The 19,167-nt window shown below is 65.4% G+C and carries 17 protein-coding genes and 1 pseudogene; 12 read left to right on the plus strand and 6 right to left on the minus strand.

All coding sequences use genetic code 11. The features are described from left to right. The first annotated feature begins 247 nt into the window (after positions 1 to 247). Positions 248 to 3,121 carry a bacterio-opsin activator domain-containing protein gene (locus MUG98_RS15645; RefSeq protein WP_265108372.1) on the plus strand — a complete coding sequence of 958 codons (2,874 nt, stop codon included), beginning with the start codon at positions 248 to 250 and terminating at the stop codon, positions 3,119 to 3,121. A gap of 94 nt (positions 3,122 to 3,215) precedes the next feature. Next, on the plus strand, positions 3,216 to 3,818 hold the full coding sequence (gene sod, locus MUG98_RS15650; protein ID WP_265108373.1) for a superoxide dismutase: 603 nt from the start codon (positions 3,216 to 3,218) through the stop codon (positions 3,816 to 3,818). A gap of 220 nt (positions 3,819 to 4,038) precedes the next feature. Here the strand turns inward: sod and MUG98_RS15655 are convergent, their stop codons facing one another. Continuing rightward, positions 4,039 to 4,815 carry a sugar phosphate isomerase/epimerase family protein gene (locus MUG98_RS15655; protein WP_265108374.1) on the minus strand — a complete coding sequence of 259 codons (777 nt, stop codon included), beginning with the start codon at positions 4,813 to 4,815 and terminating at the stop codon, positions 4,039 to 4,041. Positions 4,816 to 4,826: 11 nt separating this feature from the next. Here MUG98_RS15655 and MUG98_RS15660 point away from each other — a divergent pair. Next, positions 4,827 to 5,072: pseudogene (locus MUG98_RS15660) on the plus strand (bifunctional 4-hydroxy-2-oxoglutarate aldolase/2-dehydro-3-deoxy-phosphogluconate aldolase); the annotation flags it as partial. A gap of 174 nt (positions 5,073 to 5,246) precedes the next feature. Continuing rightward, positions 5,247 to 5,981 carry a DUF7847 domain-containing protein gene (locus MUG98_RS15665; RefSeq protein ID WP_265108375.1) on the plus strand — a complete coding sequence of 245 codons (735 nt, stop codon included), beginning with the start codon at positions 5,247 to 5,249 and terminating at the stop codon, positions 5,979 to 5,981. Between the two features lie 571 nt (positions 5,982 to 6,552). On the opposite strand, the gene MUG98_RS15670 is transcribed toward MUG98_RS15665, so the two are convergent. Both MUG98_RS15670 and MUG98_RS15675 read right to left on the minus strand, forming a co-directional pair. Next, a complete protein-coding gene (locus tag MUG98_RS15670; RefSeq protein ID WP_265108376.1) occupies positions 6,553 to 7,461 on the minus strand; it encodes a serine/threonine-protein kinase RIO2 in 909 nt (302 codons plus the stop codon). 280 nt (positions 7,462 to 7,741) lie between these two features. Next, the gene (locus tag MUG98_RS15675; RefSeq protein ID WP_265108377.1) at positions 7,742 to 8,491 is read right to left on the minus strand and encodes an MBL fold metallo-hydrolase; all 750 of its coding nucleotides are present in this window, start codon (positions 8,489 to 8,491) and stop codon (positions 7,742 to 7,744) included. A gap of 168 nt (positions 8,492 to 8,659) precedes the next feature. Between MUG98_RS15675 and MUG98_RS15680 the strand changes: the two genes are divergently transcribed. The 6 genes from MUG98_RS15680 (at position 8,660) to MUG98_RS15705 (ending at position 14,239) form a co-directional block, all read left to right on the plus strand. Then, positions 8,660 to 9,523 carry a lipoate--protein ligase family protein gene (locus MUG98_RS15680; protein ID WP_265108378.1) on the plus strand — a complete coding sequence of 288 codons (864 nt, stop codon included), beginning with the start codon at positions 8,660 to 8,662 and terminating at the stop codon, positions 9,521 to 9,523. A gap of 80 nt (positions 9,524 to 9,603) precedes the next feature. Next, entirely contained in the window at positions 9,604 to 10,473 is an 870-nt protein-coding gene (locus MUG98_RS15685; RefSeq protein ID WP_265108379.1) for a deoxyribonuclease IV, read from the plus strand. 93 nt (positions 10,474 to 10,566) lie between these two features. Continuing rightward, on the plus strand, positions 10,567 to 11,370 hold the full coding sequence (locus tag MUG98_RS15690) for a class I SAM-dependent methyltransferase (RefSeq protein ID WP_265108380.1): 804 nt from the start codon (positions 10,567 to 10,569) through the stop codon (positions 11,368 to 11,370). Between the two features lie 110 nt (positions 11,371 to 11,480). Continuing rightward, complete coding sequence (locus MUG98_RS15695) at positions 11,481 to 12,488, plus strand: ABC transporter ATP-binding protein (RefSeq protein ID WP_265108381.1); 1,008 nt, start codon at positions 11,481 to 11,483, stop codon at positions 12,486 to 12,488. After that, the gene (locus MUG98_RS15700; RefSeq protein WP_265108382.1) at positions 12,481 to 13,272 is read left to right on the plus strand and encodes an ABC transporter permease; all 792 of its coding nucleotides are present in this window, start codon (positions 12,481 to 12,483) and stop codon (positions 13,270 to 13,272) included. Before MUG98_RS15695 ends, MUG98_RS15700 begins: the two co-directional genes overlap by 8 nt. Before the next feature lie 235 nt (positions 13,273 to 13,507). Beyond that, on the plus strand, positions 13,508 to 14,239 hold the full coding sequence (locus MUG98_RS15705) for a GNAT family N-acetyltransferase (protein ID WP_265108383.1): 732 nt from the start codon (positions 13,508 to 13,510) through the stop codon (positions 14,237 to 14,239). A 15-nt stretch (positions 14,240 to 14,254) separates the two neighbouring features. Here the strand turns inward: MUG98_RS15705 and MUG98_RS15710 are convergent, their stop codons facing one another. Together MUG98_RS15710 and MUG98_RS15715 are read right to left on the minus strand one after the other, a co-directional pair. Beyond that, the gene (locus tag MUG98_RS15710) at positions 14,255 to 14,941 is read right to left on the minus strand and encodes a DUF7095 family protein (RefSeq protein ID WP_265108384.1); all 687 of its coding nucleotides are present in this window, start codon (positions 14,939 to 14,941) and stop codon (positions 14,255 to 14,257) included. A 69-nt stretch (positions 14,942 to 15,010) separates the two neighbouring features. After that, the gene (locus MUG98_RS15715; protein ID WP_265108385.1) at positions 15,011 to 15,484 is read right to left on the minus strand and encodes a DUF4442 domain-containing protein; all 474 of its coding nucleotides are present in this window, start codon (positions 15,482 to 15,484) and stop codon (positions 15,011 to 15,013) included. Positions 15,485 to 15,603: 119 nt separating this feature from the next. Between MUG98_RS15715 and MUG98_RS15720 the strand changes: the two genes are divergently transcribed. Then, positions 15,604 to 16,332, plus strand: coding sequence for an alpha/beta fold hydrolase (locus tag MUG98_RS15720; protein ID WP_265108386.1), 729 nt, complete (start codon positions 15,604 to 15,606; stop codon positions 16,330 to 16,332). Between the two features lie 78 nt (positions 16,333 to 16,410). Continuing rightward, a complete protein-coding gene (gene ncsA / locus MUG98_RS15725) occupies positions 16,411 to 17,370 on the plus strand; it encodes a tRNA 2-thiolation protein NcsA (RefSeq protein ID WP_265108387.1) in 960 nt (319 codons plus the stop codon). A 615-nt stretch (positions 17,371 to 17,985) separates the two neighbouring features. Here the strand turns inward: ncsA and ftsZ are convergent. After that, positions 17,986 to 19,167 (minus strand): cell division protein FtsZ, encoded by a 1,182-nt coding sequence (gene ftsZ, locus MUG98_RS15730; RefSeq protein ID WP_265108388.1) that lies wholly within the window; start codon positions 19,165 to 19,167, stop codon positions 17,986 to 17,988.

Raw genomic sequence — 19,167 nt, forward strand, 5'->3', positions numbered from 1 at the left:
CCGTATCGAGTGACGGCGACGGTGCTCTTCGGAATCGAAACCGGTCTCGGGACCGATCGAGGACCAACGGTTCGGCAAGCGGGCCGAGCCGTGTCGTCTGTCGACTCCCCCAGCCGGAGCGCGGATTCGTCGGCCGGTCTCGGCCAGTCGAACGAACGGAGACGGCCGGCAGTACGGAACGCAGACGCTCCGACGCTCGGCCCGATCGCCCGACCTCTTTATTACTGCTGTTCACCTACGGGCCGCGATGACACCGGACCGCGAGGTTCCGGCCCAGGTTCGCCGCTGGCACGCGTTGTACGAACGCGAGCAGGAACTCGGCCGCCAGAAGACCTACACGAACGAAATCCTGAACGCGCTCGACGACGTCTTCTACGTACTCGACGCGAACGGAGATCTCGAACGCTGGAACGATCGGTTGACAGAGGTGACCGGCTACAGCGATCGGGAGGTCGCGTCGATGAACGCCCTCGAATTTTTCGGCGACGAGGATACGCAGCGGGTTGCGGACGCGCTCGAGAAGACAATCGACGACGGGCGGAACCGACTGGCGGTCGATCTCCTGACGAAAGCGGGAACGCCGATCCCGTTCGAATTCGTCGGCGTCGAACTCGAGGACGCACGCGGCCGCCCGGTCGTCGCCGGAATCGGTCGCGACGTGAGCGAGCGCAACCGCCTCGCGACGGAACTCCGCACGGAGAAGGAGCACTTTCGGGTGGCGCTCGAGAACTCGCCGATGGTCGCGTTCAGACTGGATACCGATCTCCGTTACACGTGGATCAGTAGCCCACACCCCGATTTCCGGCCCGAAGACGTGCTCGGGAAGCGCGACGACGAGTTGCTGCCGACGGCCGCAGCCGAGACGGTCATGGCACCGAAACGGCAGGTGCTGGAGACGGGAACGGGCGTCCGCGAGGTGGTGACCTACGAGGTACCGAGCGGCGCGGTCACCTACGACCTGATCATCGAGCCACTGCGAGACGAGTCCGGGACGATCGCGGGCCTGACCTGTGCCGCGCTGGATATCACCGATCGGACGGAGCACGAGCAGGTGCTCGAGCGAACCAGTGACCTGCTCCGACAGACACAACGGCTCGCAGGGGTCGGCGGCTGGGAACTCGACCTCCGATCGGACCCGCCCTACAGCGGAATGTGGACCGACGAACTCTACCGGATTCACGAACTGCCGCTCGACACGGTCCACGACATGGAGCGCGGCATCGAGTTCTACCATCCGGGCGACCGGGACCGGATCCGGACGGCGGTCACCGGTGCGATCGAGGACGGAGAGGGCTACGATCTCGAGGCGCGACTGATCACGGCAGCCGGCAACGTCCGCTGGGTGCGGACGATCGGGACGCCCGTGTTCGAAGGAGATCGTCTCGTCGCGCTTCGCGGATCGCTGCAGGACGTTACTGCGCAAAAGCACCACGAGTTGGCCTTGCAGTCGCTCCACGACGCGACGCGCGGCTTGCTCAACACGGAGTCGCAATCCGACACCGCCGCACTCGTCGTCGACGTCGCGGCGGACGTCCTCGATCTTCCCGGCGTCGCAATGTACCTGCTCGATACCGAGATGAACGAGTTCGAACCGGTCGTGACCACACCGGCGTTCGACGAACTCTGTGACGACCCGCCGCCCGTCGCGATCGGCGACGAGGAATCGCCCATCTGGAATACCTTCGTCACCGGCACCGGGACCGTTCTCGACCCGTCGGACCGGTCCGACGGATCGCACGCCTTCGGCGACGACCGGAGCGGTCTCCTGGTGCCGATCGGCGATCACGGCGTCTTCGTCGCCGTTTCGGACGATCCGACCGTCGACGACGCGACGCGACAGCTGGTCGAAACGCTCGTCGCGACGACGGTCGCGGCGTTCGATCGACTGCGAAGCGAGTCGAATCTCGAGCAACGCGACGCGGAACTCGAGGCCCGGAACGAGAACCTCACGCGGCAGGTCGCGATCAACGAACTACTGCGAACGATCGATCGATCGCTGGTTCGAGCGACGTCCCGCGACGGGATCGAAGCGGCCGTCTGCGAACAGCTCGTCGAGAGCGACGGGATCGAATTCGCCTGGATCGGCGACGTCGAGTCGGACGGCCGGGACCTCGTCCCGCGAACGTGGCACGGGACCACGCTGAACTACCTCGACGCGATCGCGGTCGACGGACGCGTGCCGATCGACGAGCCGGCGTGGCAAACCGCGCGGACCGACGAGTCGACGGTCGTCTCGAACGTCGTCGAGGGAATGCGAGACGAGCCGTGGCGAGGAACGGCGCTCTCGTTCGGGTTCCGGTCTCTCATCGCCGTGCCCCTGGTGTACGACGAGTACTCCTACGGCGTCCTGGCGGTGTACGCCACCGAACAGTCGGCCTTCAGCGACCTCGAACGAAACGTCTTCGAGGAACTCGGCGAGACGATCGCCAGTTCGATAAACGCGGTCGAGACCCGGCGCGGACTCCACTCGAGTACCACCCTCCAGTTGAAACTGCGATTCACCGACGCCGACTCGTTCATGATGCAACTCGCCCGCGACGCGAACGCCCGCGTCCGATACGACGGACTCGTCGCCGCCTCGGACGACGAGACGCAGCTGTTCGTGACGGTCACCGGCGCGGCGGCGGAGACGATCGAGACCAGCCTGGACGACCTGGTTTCGGTCACGGAACACAGGTGCATCAGTTCGGTCGACGGCGACCACCGGTTCGAAATCCGGGCAAGGGGGCCGGTCGTCGCCGCAAAACTCGTTCGCCACGGGGGCAGCCCCCAGTCGATCGTCGCGGCTCCCGACGGGGCCGAGGTCGTGGTCGAGGTTCCGATCGAGACCGACGTCCGAGAGTTCGTCGAGATGCTCGGCGAGCAATTCCCGACCGTCGAACTCGTCTCCCGTCACGACGTCGAGCGGTCGACGAATACCGAACGGGAACTCGTCGACGCACTGAGCGACCGCCAGCAGGAGGTGCTCAACGCGGCCTACTTCGGCGGCTTCTTCGAGTGGCCACGCGAGAGCACGGGCGAAGAGATCGCCGAGATGCTCGGCGTGTCACAGCCGACCGTCAATCGGCACCTCCGGCTCGGCCAGAAAGAGCTGTTGAGTCGCCTGTTCGGGGACCGGTAGTGTAACGCGAAATGTGCGTTTCAGGGTACAAAACTGAATTTCAGGAAATCCTTATTCTCCGTTGCCACCTGGAATCCTACCGGAGATCAAATCCATGACACGCTACGAACTGCCGCCGCTACCGTACGACTACGACGCGCTCGAACCGCACATCTCCGAACAGGCGCTCACCTGGCACCACGACACGCACCACCAGGGCTACGTCGACGGCTGGAACAGCGCCGAGGAAACGCTGGCCGCGAACCGCGAGGAGGGAGACTTCTCCTCGTCCGCCGGCGCGATCCGCAACGTCACGCACAACGGATCGGGTCACGTCCTCCACGACCTGTTCTGGCAGAGCATGAGTCCCGACGGCGGCGACGAGCCGACAGGCGCGCTCGCCGACCGCATCGAGGAGGATTTCGGCTCCTACGGGGCCTGGAAGGGGGAGTTCGAGGCCGCCGCGTCCGCGGCCGGCGGGTGGGCGCTGCTCGTCTACGACAGTTTCTCCAATCGACTCCGCAACGTCGTGGTCGACAAGCACGACCAGGGCGCGCTCTGGGGCTCGCACCCGGTGCTCGCGCTGGACGTCTGGGAGCACTCCTACTACCACGATTACGGACCCGGCCGCGGCGACTTCGTCGACAACTTCTTCGAGGTCGTCGACTGGGAGGAGCCGTCCGACCGCTACGAGCAGGCCGTCGATCGCTTCGAGTAGACGGGTCTAGCCGTCTCGACGCCGTGGGCATCCGTGGGCAGTTTCGTCGAGACGCGTTCGGAATCCGATTTCGTTTTCGAGGGACGTCGGGGGCCGCTCGCGGTGAAAGGCCGTAACGCAGTGCGTTTTGGACAGGGTCCCCCAGAGACCGTCCCATCGATCCGAATCGGCAGTGTGACCGTGTCCGACCTCGCTCGACGCCGCGAATGGCGTGCTGTCGTTACAGGGTGTCCAGAAACGCCGCCCCTCGATCGATCGACCCCGCCGGATCCGCCGGATCGTCGTGTTCGTAGATCAGCCACTCCGCGTCGACAGCCGCGGCCGCGTCGGCACAGGCCCCCATGTCGACGTCGCCCTGTCCGATTTCGACGAACTCGACGGCGTCCGAGTCGGCGGCGACCGGACCGGAAACCCCTCCGACGTCGATGTCTTTCATGTGAACCTGAGACACCCGATCGCCGAGTTCGCGGATGCGTTCGGCGGGATCGTCGCCGCCGACGAGCGCCCAGCCGACGTCGAGTTCGATGCCGATCGCGGTTCTCTCGCAGAAGCGATCGAACGCCCGCTCGCCGTCGAGGGCCGCGTACTCGTGGGCGTGATTGTGGTAGTGGAGGTCCCATCCGTCGGCAGCGAGCGCCGCCGCGAGGTCGTCGAGTTCGGTCGCAGCCTCGTCGACCGCCGCGGCCGATTCGAAGTGCGATTCGTCGAGCCACGGTACGACGACGCCGTCGACGTCGAACGGCCCGTACGCCGAGCGGACGCTTTCGCGATCGTCTCGCAGCGCCTCGAACCCGACGTGTGGCGGCGTCGCCTCGAGGTCGCGGTCGGCGAGCGCGTCCGCGATCGCGTCCGGGTCGGCGGCGGCGATCGGGCTGTACTGACCGGCGAACTGAACGCCGTCGTAGCCGGCGGCGGCGACCCGATCGAGCACCTCGGTGAGCGATTCGTCGAGGGCGCGCACGCTGTAGAGATTGATCGCGGTCTTCGGTGTCGACATGAGAAAACGTCGTGACGCCGGTGACTTCAGTCCTCGCGTACGCGGTAGTCGGGGAGCGTAACGCCGGCGTCGGCGCGATCGAGGTCACTGCGAACGACCCGCACGTGAGCGAGAAGGTGGCGGCCGTCGACGAGGCGCTGGCCGACGCGGACGCCGTCGTCGGGGCGGGAACCGTCCTCGACGAGGCGACCGCCCAGTCGGTGATCGACGCCGGGGCCGAGTTCGTCCTCGCACCGGGCGTAAATCCCGACGTCGTCGAAAACCGACGACTCGATCCCGGGTTCGATCTATATACACATGCTGATAGTACTGGCTAACAAAATTCGAACTCCCCTCGAACAACCCGCTATTCCCAGGAATACCGATCGATCAGATTCGCCGATACACATAACGAGTGCTACACATATCTGTACGGGGCGCGTACTACCCGTATGGTCTTCAGTATCATCGACGCGATGGCCGAGGGATTCGACCGGACTCGCCAGCGAAACGGACTGCTCCTCGCCGCGATCTTCGCCGTTCTCGCCGTCGGAAACGCCCTCGTAACCCGATCGACGCTCGGTCCGATGGGCACAGGTGAGGCGCCGGCGGGCGGACTCGTGACCTTCGGCGCCGGACTCCTCTCGATCGTTCTCGCCCTGGCGACGCTCGTCGCGACGATCGTCGCGCTCAGGACCTTCGTCTCCGACGAGACCGAGACGATCCCTCGCGAGTTCGTCCGCCGGAACGTCGGTCTCGTCGCGCTCAACATGCTCGTCGGCGCGATCGTGTTCGCGCTCGTGGTCGCCCTCGGGAGTCTGTTTCTCCTCCTGCCGGGCCTGTTCCTCCTCGTCAGTCTCTACTACTGGGGCGTCTTCGTCGCAGTCGAGAATCAGAACTTCGTTCGCGCGTTCCGGAGTAGCTGGGCTCTCACCCGCGGCAGTCGGCTCCGACTGTTCGGTCTCGGCGTCGCGGTCCTCGCGATCGGGCTGGCCGTCAACGCGGTCGTCGGCCTCCCGGCGCTCCTGATCGGTGGCGTCTTCGGGCTCGTCCTCACGCAGGTCGCCGGGGCGGCCCTCACCGTCTACACGCTCGCGACCACGGCTCGCGCGTACGAGCAGCTCCGGCACCCCGAACGGCCGATCGAGCCGGATCGACAGCCGGACCTCTCGGGAACGCCGGTCTGAACCGACGGGACGCCATCGTCTCGGCTCGTCCGGCACCGGAAGCACGCGATTTCGTATATCGATATTTGATTTACCACCGCCAGCGAGCGGCTGCGACGGCGATCGGAGCAACAGGCGGTAGCAGCTTCACAGACGCCGAAACAGGCGGTTCGACCGCCGCGCCGATCGGGCGGGTTCCGATCGACCCGTCACCCGTCGTCGAACCGGGGAGGCGGTAGAACGGCGTCGGTGGCGGCTTCGAGTGAGTCACCGGACACCACCAGACGAGCAGGAACGTCCCCGTCGTCCAGTGTCGGGGGAACGATCGCAGCCAACTCCTGATGCGGGCGGGATTCAGAACGGCCACACCCGGGCTGAGTCGGCGACACCAGGGCCGAACTGGCGACGGACGAAACCGACGCGAATGCGCGCGGACCCGGGACGATCGACCCGGCAGGTCGCGTGTTCGGACTGATGAAAGCGCTGACCGGCGACGTCGTGCGGACGGGACTGGGTCCGGGTTCGAATTCGGTTCGGGTTCCGGAGTCGATCGACTACCAGTCGAGGCGTCCACGCGGCAGGACAGCCCCGGTCACACGAACTCGGTCACGGTCTCGAACGAGCCGTCCTCGATCGACGCCGCGAGATCGTCGCTCGCGACGTCGTCCGGCACGTGCTGGGGGTACTTTCGCCGGAAGTAGCCGACGACGTTCCCCAGATCGCGACGGAGGAACTCGTCGGCGTTCTCGTGGTCCGTCGGCACGGCCTGTGGCCAGTCGAAAATCGTGACGCCCCCTTTGTCGACGAAGACGTTGTACTCGCTCATGTCCGCGTGGACGTATCCGATCTCGTGTGCGCGTTCGATCTCGGAAACCAGCAGATCGAGAACTCCGACCACCTGGTCGTCCTCGAGTTTCGTCCGGGAGAGTTCCACGCCGTCCATCTTCTCCATCACGATCGCGTGACGGTTCTGGTCGATCGGCTGCGGGACCGAAACGTCCGGGTACAGGTCCTCCAAGATGTCGTGCTCCCGTTCGGCGGCCTTGCGGGCGGTGTACATCCAGGAGACGTGTTCCTTGTCGGACGCGTAGTCGCGTTCCTTGTGGACCTCCCGGAAGTTCGTGTACCCCTCGCGGTGGTACTTCAGGGCCAGGGGTTTGTACGATCGAACCTCGTAGACGTCGCTTTCCTTGCCGACGCCCAGCGGCGAGCCGAACTCGGAAATCGTATCCTGTTCGACGAGTGCTCGCAACGCCAGGACGTCGTACCCTTCGAATTGGAGGGTGTACCCCTCGTACTGGATCGTCTCCTTCTCGACTAGCCCGCGCTTGAGACAGCGCTCGAGCCGGTAGTCGACCTCCTCCTCGGTCATATTGGTGAACTTCGGGAGCTTCTCTCGCTGGACCCACTCGGAGAACCGCATCCCCTGTTCGACCCCCGAGAGGAGATAGAAGTCTTCCTCGTCGAGTTCCGGGAGTAGCCCGGCGACGTTTCGCACCATAGGCGTGGGTAGCCGTCGTATACGTAAAAACGGCGTGACGCACGCTCGAGTGCGTCACAGTCGGCGAGGGAGTCGTGTCCGTCGCTCTCGTCGGCTGGGCTACTGATGCACCACCGTGGTATAAATCAGATGTCGGTATATCGAATTAGCTACCCCTACCGTACTACTTCCTCCGGATGGCAGTCCGTTCACTGTGCGTGTTCGTGTCGGATTTCATCGTGTTCTCAACGAACGGGACCGGGCGTCGGTTTGACGGGTATCGCTGTTCGCGGATGAATCGTTACTTCCGTTTTTCTCGCTCTCGAGCGAGTTCGACGGCTGTCTCGGTGTGACCGTACCACGGCTCGCCGTGGCCCGGCAGGATGAAGACCTCGCCGATCGACTCGAGTCGGGACAGCGACTTGTACGCGCGGTCGTGATCCGGGTTGAACCAGTCGGCGAGCAGTTGCGGCCGGTGGCCGCGGCCGGCGACGAAATCGGTCGTGACGAGTTCATCGCCGCAGAAGAGGGCCTCCTGCTCGGGGAAGTGGTACGCGACGTGCCCCTCGCTGTGGCCGGGGGTGTGAACGACTCGCGGCGAGCCCGGCACGTCGAGCGTCTCGCCGTCCGCGACCGTACGAAACGTCGTCAGCGGCGGGACAGAGAGGCCACCCGAGCGAACGAATTCGACCGCATACCGGGCGAGCTCCGGCCGCCAGAGGCGAACGATTCCTTTGGTGAGAGCCACCTCGGCGTCGCCTCGAGCGTGTGCGGCGTCGGCTTCATGGACCCACACCGGGACCCCGGCTTCCCTGTGGAGTCGCTCGGCGAACCCCGCGTGGTCGGGATGCGCGTGAGTCAGTATGCAGGCGTCGACGTCCGTCACGCCGTGGCCCATCGTCTCGAGTTGACTGTCGAACTGTTCCCAGTGTGCCGGAAAGCCAGTATCGACGACCGTGATGCCGTCGGCCGTCTCCACGAGGTACCAGTTCACTCGCTCGCTCCCGCACCGGTAGACGCCGTCCGCAACGCGTTCCGAGATCATCGCCATCGATACGCCGACCGAGATCACGACAGCGAATAAACACCTCGAGCCGTTCTTGGGAACTGGGAATCGAACACGCAGGTGACCCATCCGCGGACACGGCCCCGTTCCGGATGCAGGTCCACGGACCGTCCGAACCCTACCTCTAACCTCCTCGAGCGCAACTGGGGGGATATGAGCGACACCACAGACCGTTCGACCGATACGGACCTCGCGGATCGGGACTGGCGGCTGATCCGGGACGAGCCTCGCGACGGAGCGACGCAGATGGCACTCGAGGAAGTCGCCGCGCGAACGGCGCTCGAGGACGACGTTCGAACCGTCCGCACGTACTCGTGGGAGCCGAGCACGCTCTCGCTTGGGTATCGACAGGACGCCGACACTGTCGACTGGGACTTCTGCGAACGGGAGGGGATCGACGTCACGCGCCGACAGACCGGCGGCGGCGGGATCTATCACGACCGGTACGCCGACATTTCCTACACCATCGTCGCCCCGGCCGACGAGGTTCCGGGGGACCTGATGGACTGTTACGAACTGTTCTGCGAACCGATCCTCGAGGCGTTGGATCGGATGGGCGTCGACGCCGCCTTCGCGTCGGTCGAGCAGGACGCAATCTACCAGCCCTCGTGCTATCTTCGGGACATCAACCCGGCCCACGACATCGTCGCGCCGGCGGACGCGGGCGACGACGCCGAGAAGATCAGCGGCAACGCCCAGTACCGACAGCGGGACGTCGTCATCCAGCACGGCTCGATCAGTTACGCTCTCGAGCCGCGGGCACACGTCGGCGTCTTCGACGCGGATATCGACGAATCGACGTTTACCGGTCGAGTGACCGCCATCCGCGACGAAGCGGGAATCGACCGCGACGAAGCGGTCGAGACGATCGCGGGAGCGCTGCGGGATTGGTGTGACGCGGCCGAGTCGACCTGGAACGACGACGAACTCGAGGCCGCTCGCGACCTCGCCGACCGGAAGTTCGGTACCGATGCGTGGGTGCGGGATCGAGAGGTCCTCGAGGCGGGCGAACAGTGATTACCGACAGCTGAGATCCAGTCACGCATCGATCGCGTTCCTCCGAAGTACCTATCACGACCCGGGACTGACGAGTGGCTATGAAGGTCGGCGCACACGTTTCGATCTCCGGTTCGCGCGTCTCGTCCGACGAGGAAACACCGCCGTACGACGACATCCGCAACGCGGTCCACCGCCAGCGCGCCTTCGGCGGTAACTGCGGGCAGATCTTCACGACCTCGCCGCAGGTCTGGCAACAGCCAGAGATCAGCGACGAGGCCGCCGACGGGTTCCGGGAAGAGACCGACGAACTGCTCGAGGGGCCGTGGGTGATTCACTCGGCCTACCTCGTCAACCTCTGTACGCCGAAAGACGACCTCCGCCGGAAGTCGATGGAGAGCATGCAGGCCGAACTCGACGCCGCGGACAAACTCGGCCTTCCGTACGTCAACGTTCACCTCGGTGCGCACACGGGCGCGGGCGTCGAAGGTGGCCTCGACAACGCGGCGAGCGTCATCGACGAACTCGACGTCCCCGACGGCGTCCGGATCCTCATCGAGTCCGACGCCGGCAGCGGCACCAAACTCGGCGGCGAGTTCGAGCACCTGGCCGGCATCATCGATCGGACCGAGACCGACATCGGCATCTGCATCGACACCGCCCACACCCTGGTCGCGGGCAACGACCTCACGACCCCCGAGGCGGTCGACGAGACGGTCGGGCGGTTCGACGACGTGGTCGGCCTGGAGTATCTCGAGTACGTCCACCTCAACGACTCGAAACACGACGTGGGAACTCACAAGGACGAACACGCCCACGTCGGCGAGGGCTACATCGGCGAGGACGGCATGAAGGCGATCGTCAACCACCCCGACCTGCGGGAGTTGCCGTTCGCGCTCGAGACGCCGACCGAGGACGGCCGCGGGTTCGCCTGGAACATCGAGAAGGTCAAGGAACTGCGCGAGGAGTAGACGCCGCGAATCGGGACGACGATCGGCCGGGGCGACCCCGCGACCGGATCCGAGATCGACCCGTTTTTGGTTGCGACCCCGTTACCTGTCGCCGTGCGCGAGTTCTCCGAAGACTACCTGCGCCGTACCCGCTCCGGGATGTGGGACGACTCCCGGGAGGCCCTCGAGCCGCTGGACCTGTCGTCCCGCGATCGCGTTCTCGACGTCGGCTGCGGGACCGGCGAGTTGAGCCGCGTGCTCGCATCGGAGTGTCCCGGCGAGGTGATCGGCTGCGACGCCGATCGGGACCTCCTCGCGGTCGCCGGCGAGCACGTCCCGGTGGTCGCCGGCGACGCGCTCCAACTACCGTTTCCCGACGACGCGTTCGACCTCGTCGTCTGTCAGGCGCTGTTGATCAACCTGCCCGATCCGGCCGCTGCGCTGGCGGAGTTCGCTCGCGTCTCGACGACCCTCGTCGCAGCGATCGAACCCGACAACGGTGCGGTCGCCGTCGACTCGAGCGTCGACGCCGAGGAGTCACTCGAACGGCGGGCGCGACGAGCCTATCTCGAGGGCGTCGACACCGACGTCACGCTGGGATCCGGTGCGAAAACGGCGTTTACGGACGCCGGACTCGACGTGTGCGAGACGCGGCGCTACGATCACGTCCGGACGATCGAACCGCCGTACGACGAGCACGCCCTGACCGTCGCCCGCCGCAAGGCGACGGGGGCCGGGCTGGCCGACGATCGCGAGACGATGCTCGACGGCGAGTTGACCGGGCCGGAGTACGACGAACTCCGGGGCGCCTGGCGTGAGATGGGCCGGGACGTGATCGATCAGATGGGCAACCGCGAGTACCGCCGCACCGAGACGGTGCCGTTCTACGTGACCGTCGGCCGGGTGACGGACGCATAGGCACTCGTCGACGCGACGGATCGCCGGGAGTACGGGGACAGCAACCGGTCAGTTCGACCGACCTATTCTCCTGTCGACAACACCTTGATCCCCCCGTCCGTAGCCATCGTATGGCTGCGATCGAACTCGAAGGACTGACGAAGGATTACGGCGAGGTCCTCGCCAACGACGACGTGACGTTCACCGTCGAACGGGGCGAGGTGTTCGGCTACCTCGGCCCGAACGGCGCCGGGAAGACGACGACGATCCGGACCCTGCTCGGCTTTCTCTCGCCGACCGCCGGCACGGTGCGCCTGCTCGGCCACGAGATCGACGCGGAACGCGACCTCATCGAGGCCAAACGGCGGATCGGCTACCTCCCGGACGATCCGGCGTTCGACGAGCGGGCGACCGGCCGCGAGGTGCTCGACTTACACGCCAGCATCAAGGGTGACGAGCGCAGCGAGGAGTTGCTCCAACTGTTCGATCCGCCGCTCGACCGACCGATCCGCGAGTACTCGCAGGGAAACGTCCAGAAGCTCGGACTCGTGACGGCGTTCATGCACGAACCCGACCTCGTGATCCTCGACGAGCCGACGAACGGCCTCGATCCCCTGTTGAAACAGCGCTTCGCGAGCTTCGTCCGGGACGAACGAGCCCGCGGAGTGACGATCTTTTTCTCCTCGCACGTCCTCGGCGAGGTCCGGCGGCTCTGCGATCGGGTCGGGATCATTCGCAACGGGCGGATCGTCACCATCGAACCCGTCGAGGCGTTGCTCGATCGGAGCGGGAAAGTCGTCCGGCTCAAAGCTTCGGAGCCGATTCCGGTCGACGCGCTCGATCTGCCGGGCGTCCACGACCTCGAAGTCGGGCAGCACGACGGGCCCGAACGTGAGACGGTAGAGGCGGCGGGAAACCCCGACGAGACGAGGGTAGAGACGATGGGCGGATCGGACGGATCCGCGACGGTTACGAGTTCGACACCCGACACCGTCGACGAGTGTACGTTCACGTTCACCGGCAACGTCAACGAGCTGCTGGCGGCGCTGTCCGAGTATCAACTGCAGGACTGTTCGATCGAGGAAGCGCCGCTCGAGGACGTTTTCATGCGTTTCTACGGGGGTGAAGAGGATGTTTGAGATCGCCCGCTACGACGGCGAACATCGACTCACCGGCAGTGCCGTCCTCGGAGTCGGGATGGCCCTGCTCGCGGCGCTCGTGATCTGGGTCTATCCCTCCTTCGGGGAGGCGTTCGAGGACGCCGACGCGCTCCTCGAGGCCTATCCCGAGCAGATCATCCAGTTGTTCGACGTCCAGACGATGGCCAGCCTCGAGGGATTTCTCGCGTTCGAACTCTACATGTTCGGCTGGATCATCCTGCTGGGACTGTACGTCGCCTACGCCACGGCGGGCGTGATCGCCGACGACGTCGAACGCGGGCGGATGGACCTCCTGCTCTCGATGCCGATCTCGCGGGCCCGCGTCGTCGGGGAGAAGTTCGGCGCGATGGTCGTCCCGATCGTCGTCGTCAACCTTCCGACGCCGTTCGTCGTCTACGTCGGTTCCCGGCTGATCGACCACCCCGTCGCCGCGAGCGACGTGCTCGCCGTTCACTTGCTGTCCATCCCGTATCTCTTCGCCTGCGCGGGGATCGGCCTGCTCGCGTCCGTCGTCTTCGATCGAACGAGTATCGCCCAGCGAGTCGCGCTGGGGGTGACGTTCGGACTCTACCTGTTCGAGTCGCTGCTCGCCGAAACCGACTCCGAGGCGCTGGGTGCGATCGCCCCGATGCGGTACTACGACCCGAACGCGATCCTGCTCGACGGACAGTACGACTTCGCCGGCGTCGGCGCCCTGCTCGCGATGACGATCGGACTGGTACTGCTCAGCCAGTTCTGGTTCGTCCGGAAGGATCTGAACTGATGCCGTCGGACGACCCGCTGTCCGCATCGATCGCACCCGAACGGTCGTCACCCGCTGCGACGATCGCTGAGACGCGAGCGAGCGATCGCTGACTGGTGTCCGACGGCAGCGTCGTCCCGTCTGACCGTCTCCGACTCCACGGACTCTCCGGTCTCGAACCTGTCGACGCGCACTATTATGGTGTTTGGTAACATCTGACAATCTCTAAATACGCCGGCGGAGAACTAGTCCCGCCATGCAAGCCATCGACCAGCCGCGATTCGAGACCAGAGACTACAGAGACATTTACGACTACATCGAGCGAAACGGTGCCGTCGCCATCGAAGAACTCGAGACGGCACTCTCGATCGAACCGAACCGCCTGCGAGAAGCGATCGACGAACTCAAACGAGACGAATACCTCGAGGAAGAAGGGAGCCTGTTACGGATCGCGATCGACACCGGTGCCGAGGTAGAACACACGACCGACGACCTCACGTTCACGATTCGACCGGCGAACCAGGGCGACCTCAAGGGGATCGTGGGCGTGATGCGCGAGGTCGCCGAGGAGAACGACTACCTCGTCGCGGAGACCGTCGTGGACCTGCTGGACCACGAGGAGGTCGTCTTCCGGCACAACGACATCGAGTCCCGGATCTTCTTCGTGGCCACAGTCGACGACGACGTGGTCGGCTGGGCCCACCTGCACGCGCCGAACTACGAGAAACTGGCACACACCGCCGAACTCACGATGGGCGTGCTCGAAGAGTACCGCGGCCACGGGATCGGCAGCCACCTCATGGAGCGAGGCCTCAGGTGGGCGCGGGAGAACGGGTTCGAGAAGGTATACCAGAGCGTTCCGGCGACGAACCAGGACGCCGTTCGGTTCCTCGAGGATCACCGCTGGGAGACCGAAGCGCTCCGGCAGGCCCACTACAAGATCGACGACGACTACGTCGCCGAGCAGATGATGGGCATCATGCTGTAGGCTCTCGCGATCGGCTCAGACGACGTCCCCTCGCACCGTCACGCCGTCCTGTCGTTCCCGCCAGGCGTGGAGTTCCCGTGCGGCCTCGGTCGCTTCCTCCTCGTCCATCCCGAGCATCTCCAGGGCCGCCGACAGCGTCGGTAGCGCCAGTTCGCTCTCGCGGAGTTTGCGGAACGCCTCGCCGCTTCGGGTACCGTCGGCCCAGAGACAGACGCCGCGGGGATCGAGCAACTGGGTGTAATCCTCGCGCAGTTTCGCCCCCCGGAGGCGCTGCGTGACGTTGTCCTCGAAGGGCGCGTTACAGACCTCGAGGTGGATCGGTTCGTTCTCGCCGAGCAGGTGGGCGGCGAGGCACTTCTCGGGTGCGGCGTGGCCGTTCGCGTTCGCCCGGAGGTACTCCGGGTGGTCGGCGGCCCAGTCGGCACGAACCGACTTGCCGACGCCCTCGATCCCGTGTGATTCGCGGAACCGTGCCGCCGGCTCCCGATCGTCGTCGCCAGCGTCCGACGCGGCCCTGCTATCGTCTCGCATCAGCACGTCTTTCGTCAGGTACACGTCGAGCCGATCGACGGGATCGAGTCCGAGCGCGACGTCGCCGAACGCCCAGACTTCACGGACGGGGACGGGCATCCGCTCTTCCGCGACGGTGTCGACGAGGTCCTCGAGCCGATCGACCGCGTCGCTGCGGTCAAAGCCAGTCATCGGCCGAAGTTCGGTCTCGAGGCGCAAAACCGTTTCTCAGTCCGACGGTCCGCCCACTCTCGGTGCGTCTCAGGCTTTCTTCGACTGGTCCGTCGTGACGTAGATCGTCTTCCGGACAGTCGCGTGGACCTCGCCCGTCGCGTCGACCAGATCGACCGTGTAGTGGCGATCGATCGACTCCGCGTCCGGCCGATCGAGTTCGGCACGGATCGCCTCGAGTTCCGCGTCGGAGAGCGTAAACCTCGCGTACAGCGTCTCGCGTCCGGGTTTCTTGAACCGGATCTCGGCCTCTTTATCCCAGACGACGTACTCGTCGCCGAGCGTTTTGAGCAGCATGATCATGTAGAACGGGTCGACCGCGGCGTACATGCTCCCGCCGAAGGTCGTCCCGACGTAGTTTCGCGTGCGCCACGAGAGCGGCAGTTCGATCCGGATTTCCCGCCAGTCCGGGTCGATGTGGGTAACTCGCGCGCCGGTCCCCCGGTAGGCGGGAAACAGGTTGAACGCGATCCGGTAGAGGCGGGCCCGCAGGGCGTCGAACATACCCGTTACTGGTGTGCAACGGCGAAAGTCCTTGTCAAACGGCGGATCGGTTCGCCCTCGTTTTCCCAGGCTCGTGTCAAGAGACCACATTTTTGTCCGTTCCCGGCAAACTGAGACGTATGAGACACCGCGTCTTCAACGAGGACGGCGAGACGGAACTCGTCTTCGTCATGGGCTGGGGGAACCGATGGACCCACGAGAACGTCAGCTGGCTCATCGGCGAGTTGACCGACGCCGGCTATCGCGTCCACGCGTTCGAGTTGCCGACCAACATCGACGACTTCAAAGCCGACTGGCTCGAGCCGATCGCCGAGTACGTCCTCGACCTGGAGGGGTACCAGCTGCTGGGCCACAGCGCCGGCGCACTCGTCGCGCAGGCCCTCGACGGCGCGGACAACCACGTCTACCTGAGTCCGTGGTGGGGATACAGCGAGGACTACCCGGAGACGGTTCTCGATCTGGTCGCGACCGTCCCGACGACGTTCCCGTGCCTGCCGATCGCCGAGCTGGACGCGGACGCCCTCGGCGAACTGGCGACCGACCACCAGATCGCGACGACCCCGCGCTGGGTCTCGCCCGCGTTCGTCCGGGAGACCCGCCGCGCACAGCAGGAACTGCTGACGATCGACCACGACGCCGTCGTCTTCTGTTCGCTTCGCGATCCCGTCGTCAGCCTGCGCCCGATCGGGGAGCGGGTCCCTGCCAGACACGTCGTGCTGTACGACGGCGGCCACGAACTGTTCTCCTCGCGGAGTCGCGAGGCCCACGTCGACACGCTACTCGCGGCGCTCGACGAGGGTGCCGCCGCGGTCGAGGAGCGAGACGAGGAAGACGAGATCCCCGCCTGACGACCGCCGCCGCCCGATCGACCTCGCTCGCTCTCGCAGACGAAACCGTGATGGAGGGCGACCCACAACGGACCGCTAATGGACTGTAACCGGTGTGACGAAGAGGCGGTGATGCACGCCGCCTACTCCGGAGCGCACCTCTGTGCGGATCACTTCCGCGAATCGGTCGAGAAGCGGGTGCGCCGTCGGGTGCGTCGGGACGACCTCGTCCCACACGACGCGACGCCCGAAGACCCCCAGACGTGGGTGATCGGACTCTCGGGGGGAAAGGACAGCGTCGTCCTCACGCAGATCCTCCACGACACCTTTTCCGAGGACCCCCGCATCGAACTCGTCGGCCTGACGATTCACGAGGGCATCGAGGGCTACCGGGACAGATCGGTCGAGGCCTGCGTGGAACTCACGGACGACCTGGGGATTCGTCACGAACTCGTCACCTACGAGGACGAGTTCGGGGTTCGGATGGACGACGTCGTCGAAGACGACCCCGAGAATATGGCCGCCTGCGCCTACTGCGGCGTCTTCCGGCGGGACGTGCTCTCTCGGTACGCCGCGGACCTCGGGGCCGACCTCCTGTTGACGGGCCACAACCTCGACGACGAAGCCCAGACGGCGCTGATGAACGTCCTCGAAGGCGACGTCGCCCAGATCGCCAAACACTTCGACGCCAGCCTCGGCCCGCTGTCGGAACGCGACGACCAGGAGGAGTTCGTCCCGCGCGCGAAACCACTTCGTGACGTTCCCGAGAAGGAAGTCGCCCTCTACGCCCACATCGACGACCTCCCGGCCCACATCACCGAGTGTCCCCACGCCAGCGAGGCCTACCGGGGCGAGATCCAGCAGTTGCTGTACGATCTCGAGGAGAACCATCCCGGGACGCGCCACTCGATCCTCGCCGGTTACGAGGAACTCGCCGGCATCGCCGCCGACGAATACGGCGGCGACGACGGCGCCGACCTGCAGGAGTGCGTCGAATGTGGCTCGACCACTACCCGCGAGGTCTGTCGGAAGTGTTCGCTCCTCGAGTCGCTGGCCTGACCTGCGGTCCTCGACCGATCGGACGCGGTCGCTCGTCCGTTCGGGCCGGATCGGCAGTCCGCACCGCCGATCATCGGATCGATCGTAAACGCGCTATTTCCCCCGTTTACGAGGAATTAGCTCCAGGCACCCGCGTGCAATCGGCACGTCTGCCGGCGTAGTGACGGACAGGTGCCACCCGTCGCGGTCTCTCCCGTCGCCGGTACGGTCGCCGATCGCGACGACGTTTTCGTCGACGCCGGAATCAACCACGGCACGGTGACGGTGTGCGAGCAGTAGAGTCCCCGCGATCTCGAAGTTGCTTCGGCCCGTCGTCCGTCAGCGGGCGGACTCTCGTACCACGTCCGGCCGGAAAAACGACTGCGCACGTCGGACGGGCACCGAATGTGCACGCGATGAGCGTCGTCCGTCGATCGCAATCACGATCGCCGTCGCTCTCGCGCTTCGATCTTTCTGAATCGGCCACTGGTTCCAAAGAGAGCGTCGAACCGACGCTGAACCGGCGGTGTGTCGGTCGATCCGGGTGTACGGATCGGTGGTGTGTCGGACGATCCGAGCGTCGTATCGAGAGGGAAACAGCCGGTTCGAACGTCGGACCGGAAGTGTGTCGGACCGCTAGCGGATGACGTCGACGCCGTTCTGTTTCTCGAGTTCGCGCTTGCCCCCGTCGCTCTGGGCACCGAACTCGCGACTCTCGACGTTCTGGCTCGCGTCGAAGTCGGCCTCCGTGACGCCTTCGATGCTCTGGCGCGACTTGTCGGCCTGTTTCTGCGTCGTCGGCCCGAGCACCTGTGCGCTCTGGACGCCCGTCATGATCGCCATCACGCGGACCTTGCCCTTGTAGTTCTCCTGGATCCGGGCACCCCAGATGACGTTCGCCGACGCCTCGAGGCGTTCGGTGATGTTGTCGGCGATCCCTTCGGCCTCCTTGAGAGTGAGATCCGGCCCACCGGTGATGTGGACGAGGCCACCCGAGGCCCCACGGTAGTCGACGTCGAGCAGGGGGTGGTTCATTGCGTCCTTGACGACCTCGTCGGTCTTGTTCTTGTCCTGTGTCTCTCCGACCAGCATGACCGCGACCCCGCCCTGGTTCATGATCGTGGACATGTCCGCGTAGTCTAAGTTGATCAGCGAGGGCTGGGTGATCGTCTCCGAGATTCCCTTGACGGTCTCGGCAATGATCTGATCCATCACCGAGAACGCCTTGCCGATCGGGAGGTTCGGGACGTAATCGAGCAGTCGGTTGTTGTCGAGGACGATGATCGAGTCGGCGCGATCGCGAAGCTTCTCGAGGCCCTCTTCGGCTTTCACCGTGCGGGCGCGCTCGACGTTGAACGGCGTCGAGACCATCCCGACGACGATCGCTCCCTGTTCCTTGGCGATCTTCGAGACGACGGGGGCGGCACCCGTGCCGGTACCACCGCCCATGCCCGCCGTCACGAACACGAGGTCGGCCTCGCCGAGGACTTCCTTGATCGTACCCTGGGCCATCTCGGTGGCGCGTTCGCCCATCGAGGGGTCGCCGCCCGCCCCGAGCCCGTTGGTGAGGGACTTGCCGACGAGGATCTTCGTGTCGGCCTCGATCATCTTGAGGTGCTGTTTGTCGGTGTTGATCGCGATCGTGTCCGCACCGTCGACGCCGATGTTGTACAGTCGGTTGATCGTGTTGTTACCCGCGCCGCCGCAGCCGACGATGACGATTCGTGGATCCCCGAACTCGTCGCCGTCCATCTCGGCGTCCATCTCGCGGGCCTCTTCCTCGGCGTTCTCCAGGGCGTCCTGAACGATATCCTGCAT

This window comes from Halosolutus halophilus, from assembly GCF_022869805.1.
In the GTDB taxonomy this organism is placed as follows: domain Archaea; phylum Halobacteriota; class Halobacteria; order Halobacteriales; family Natrialbaceae; genus Halosolutus; species Halosolutus halophilus.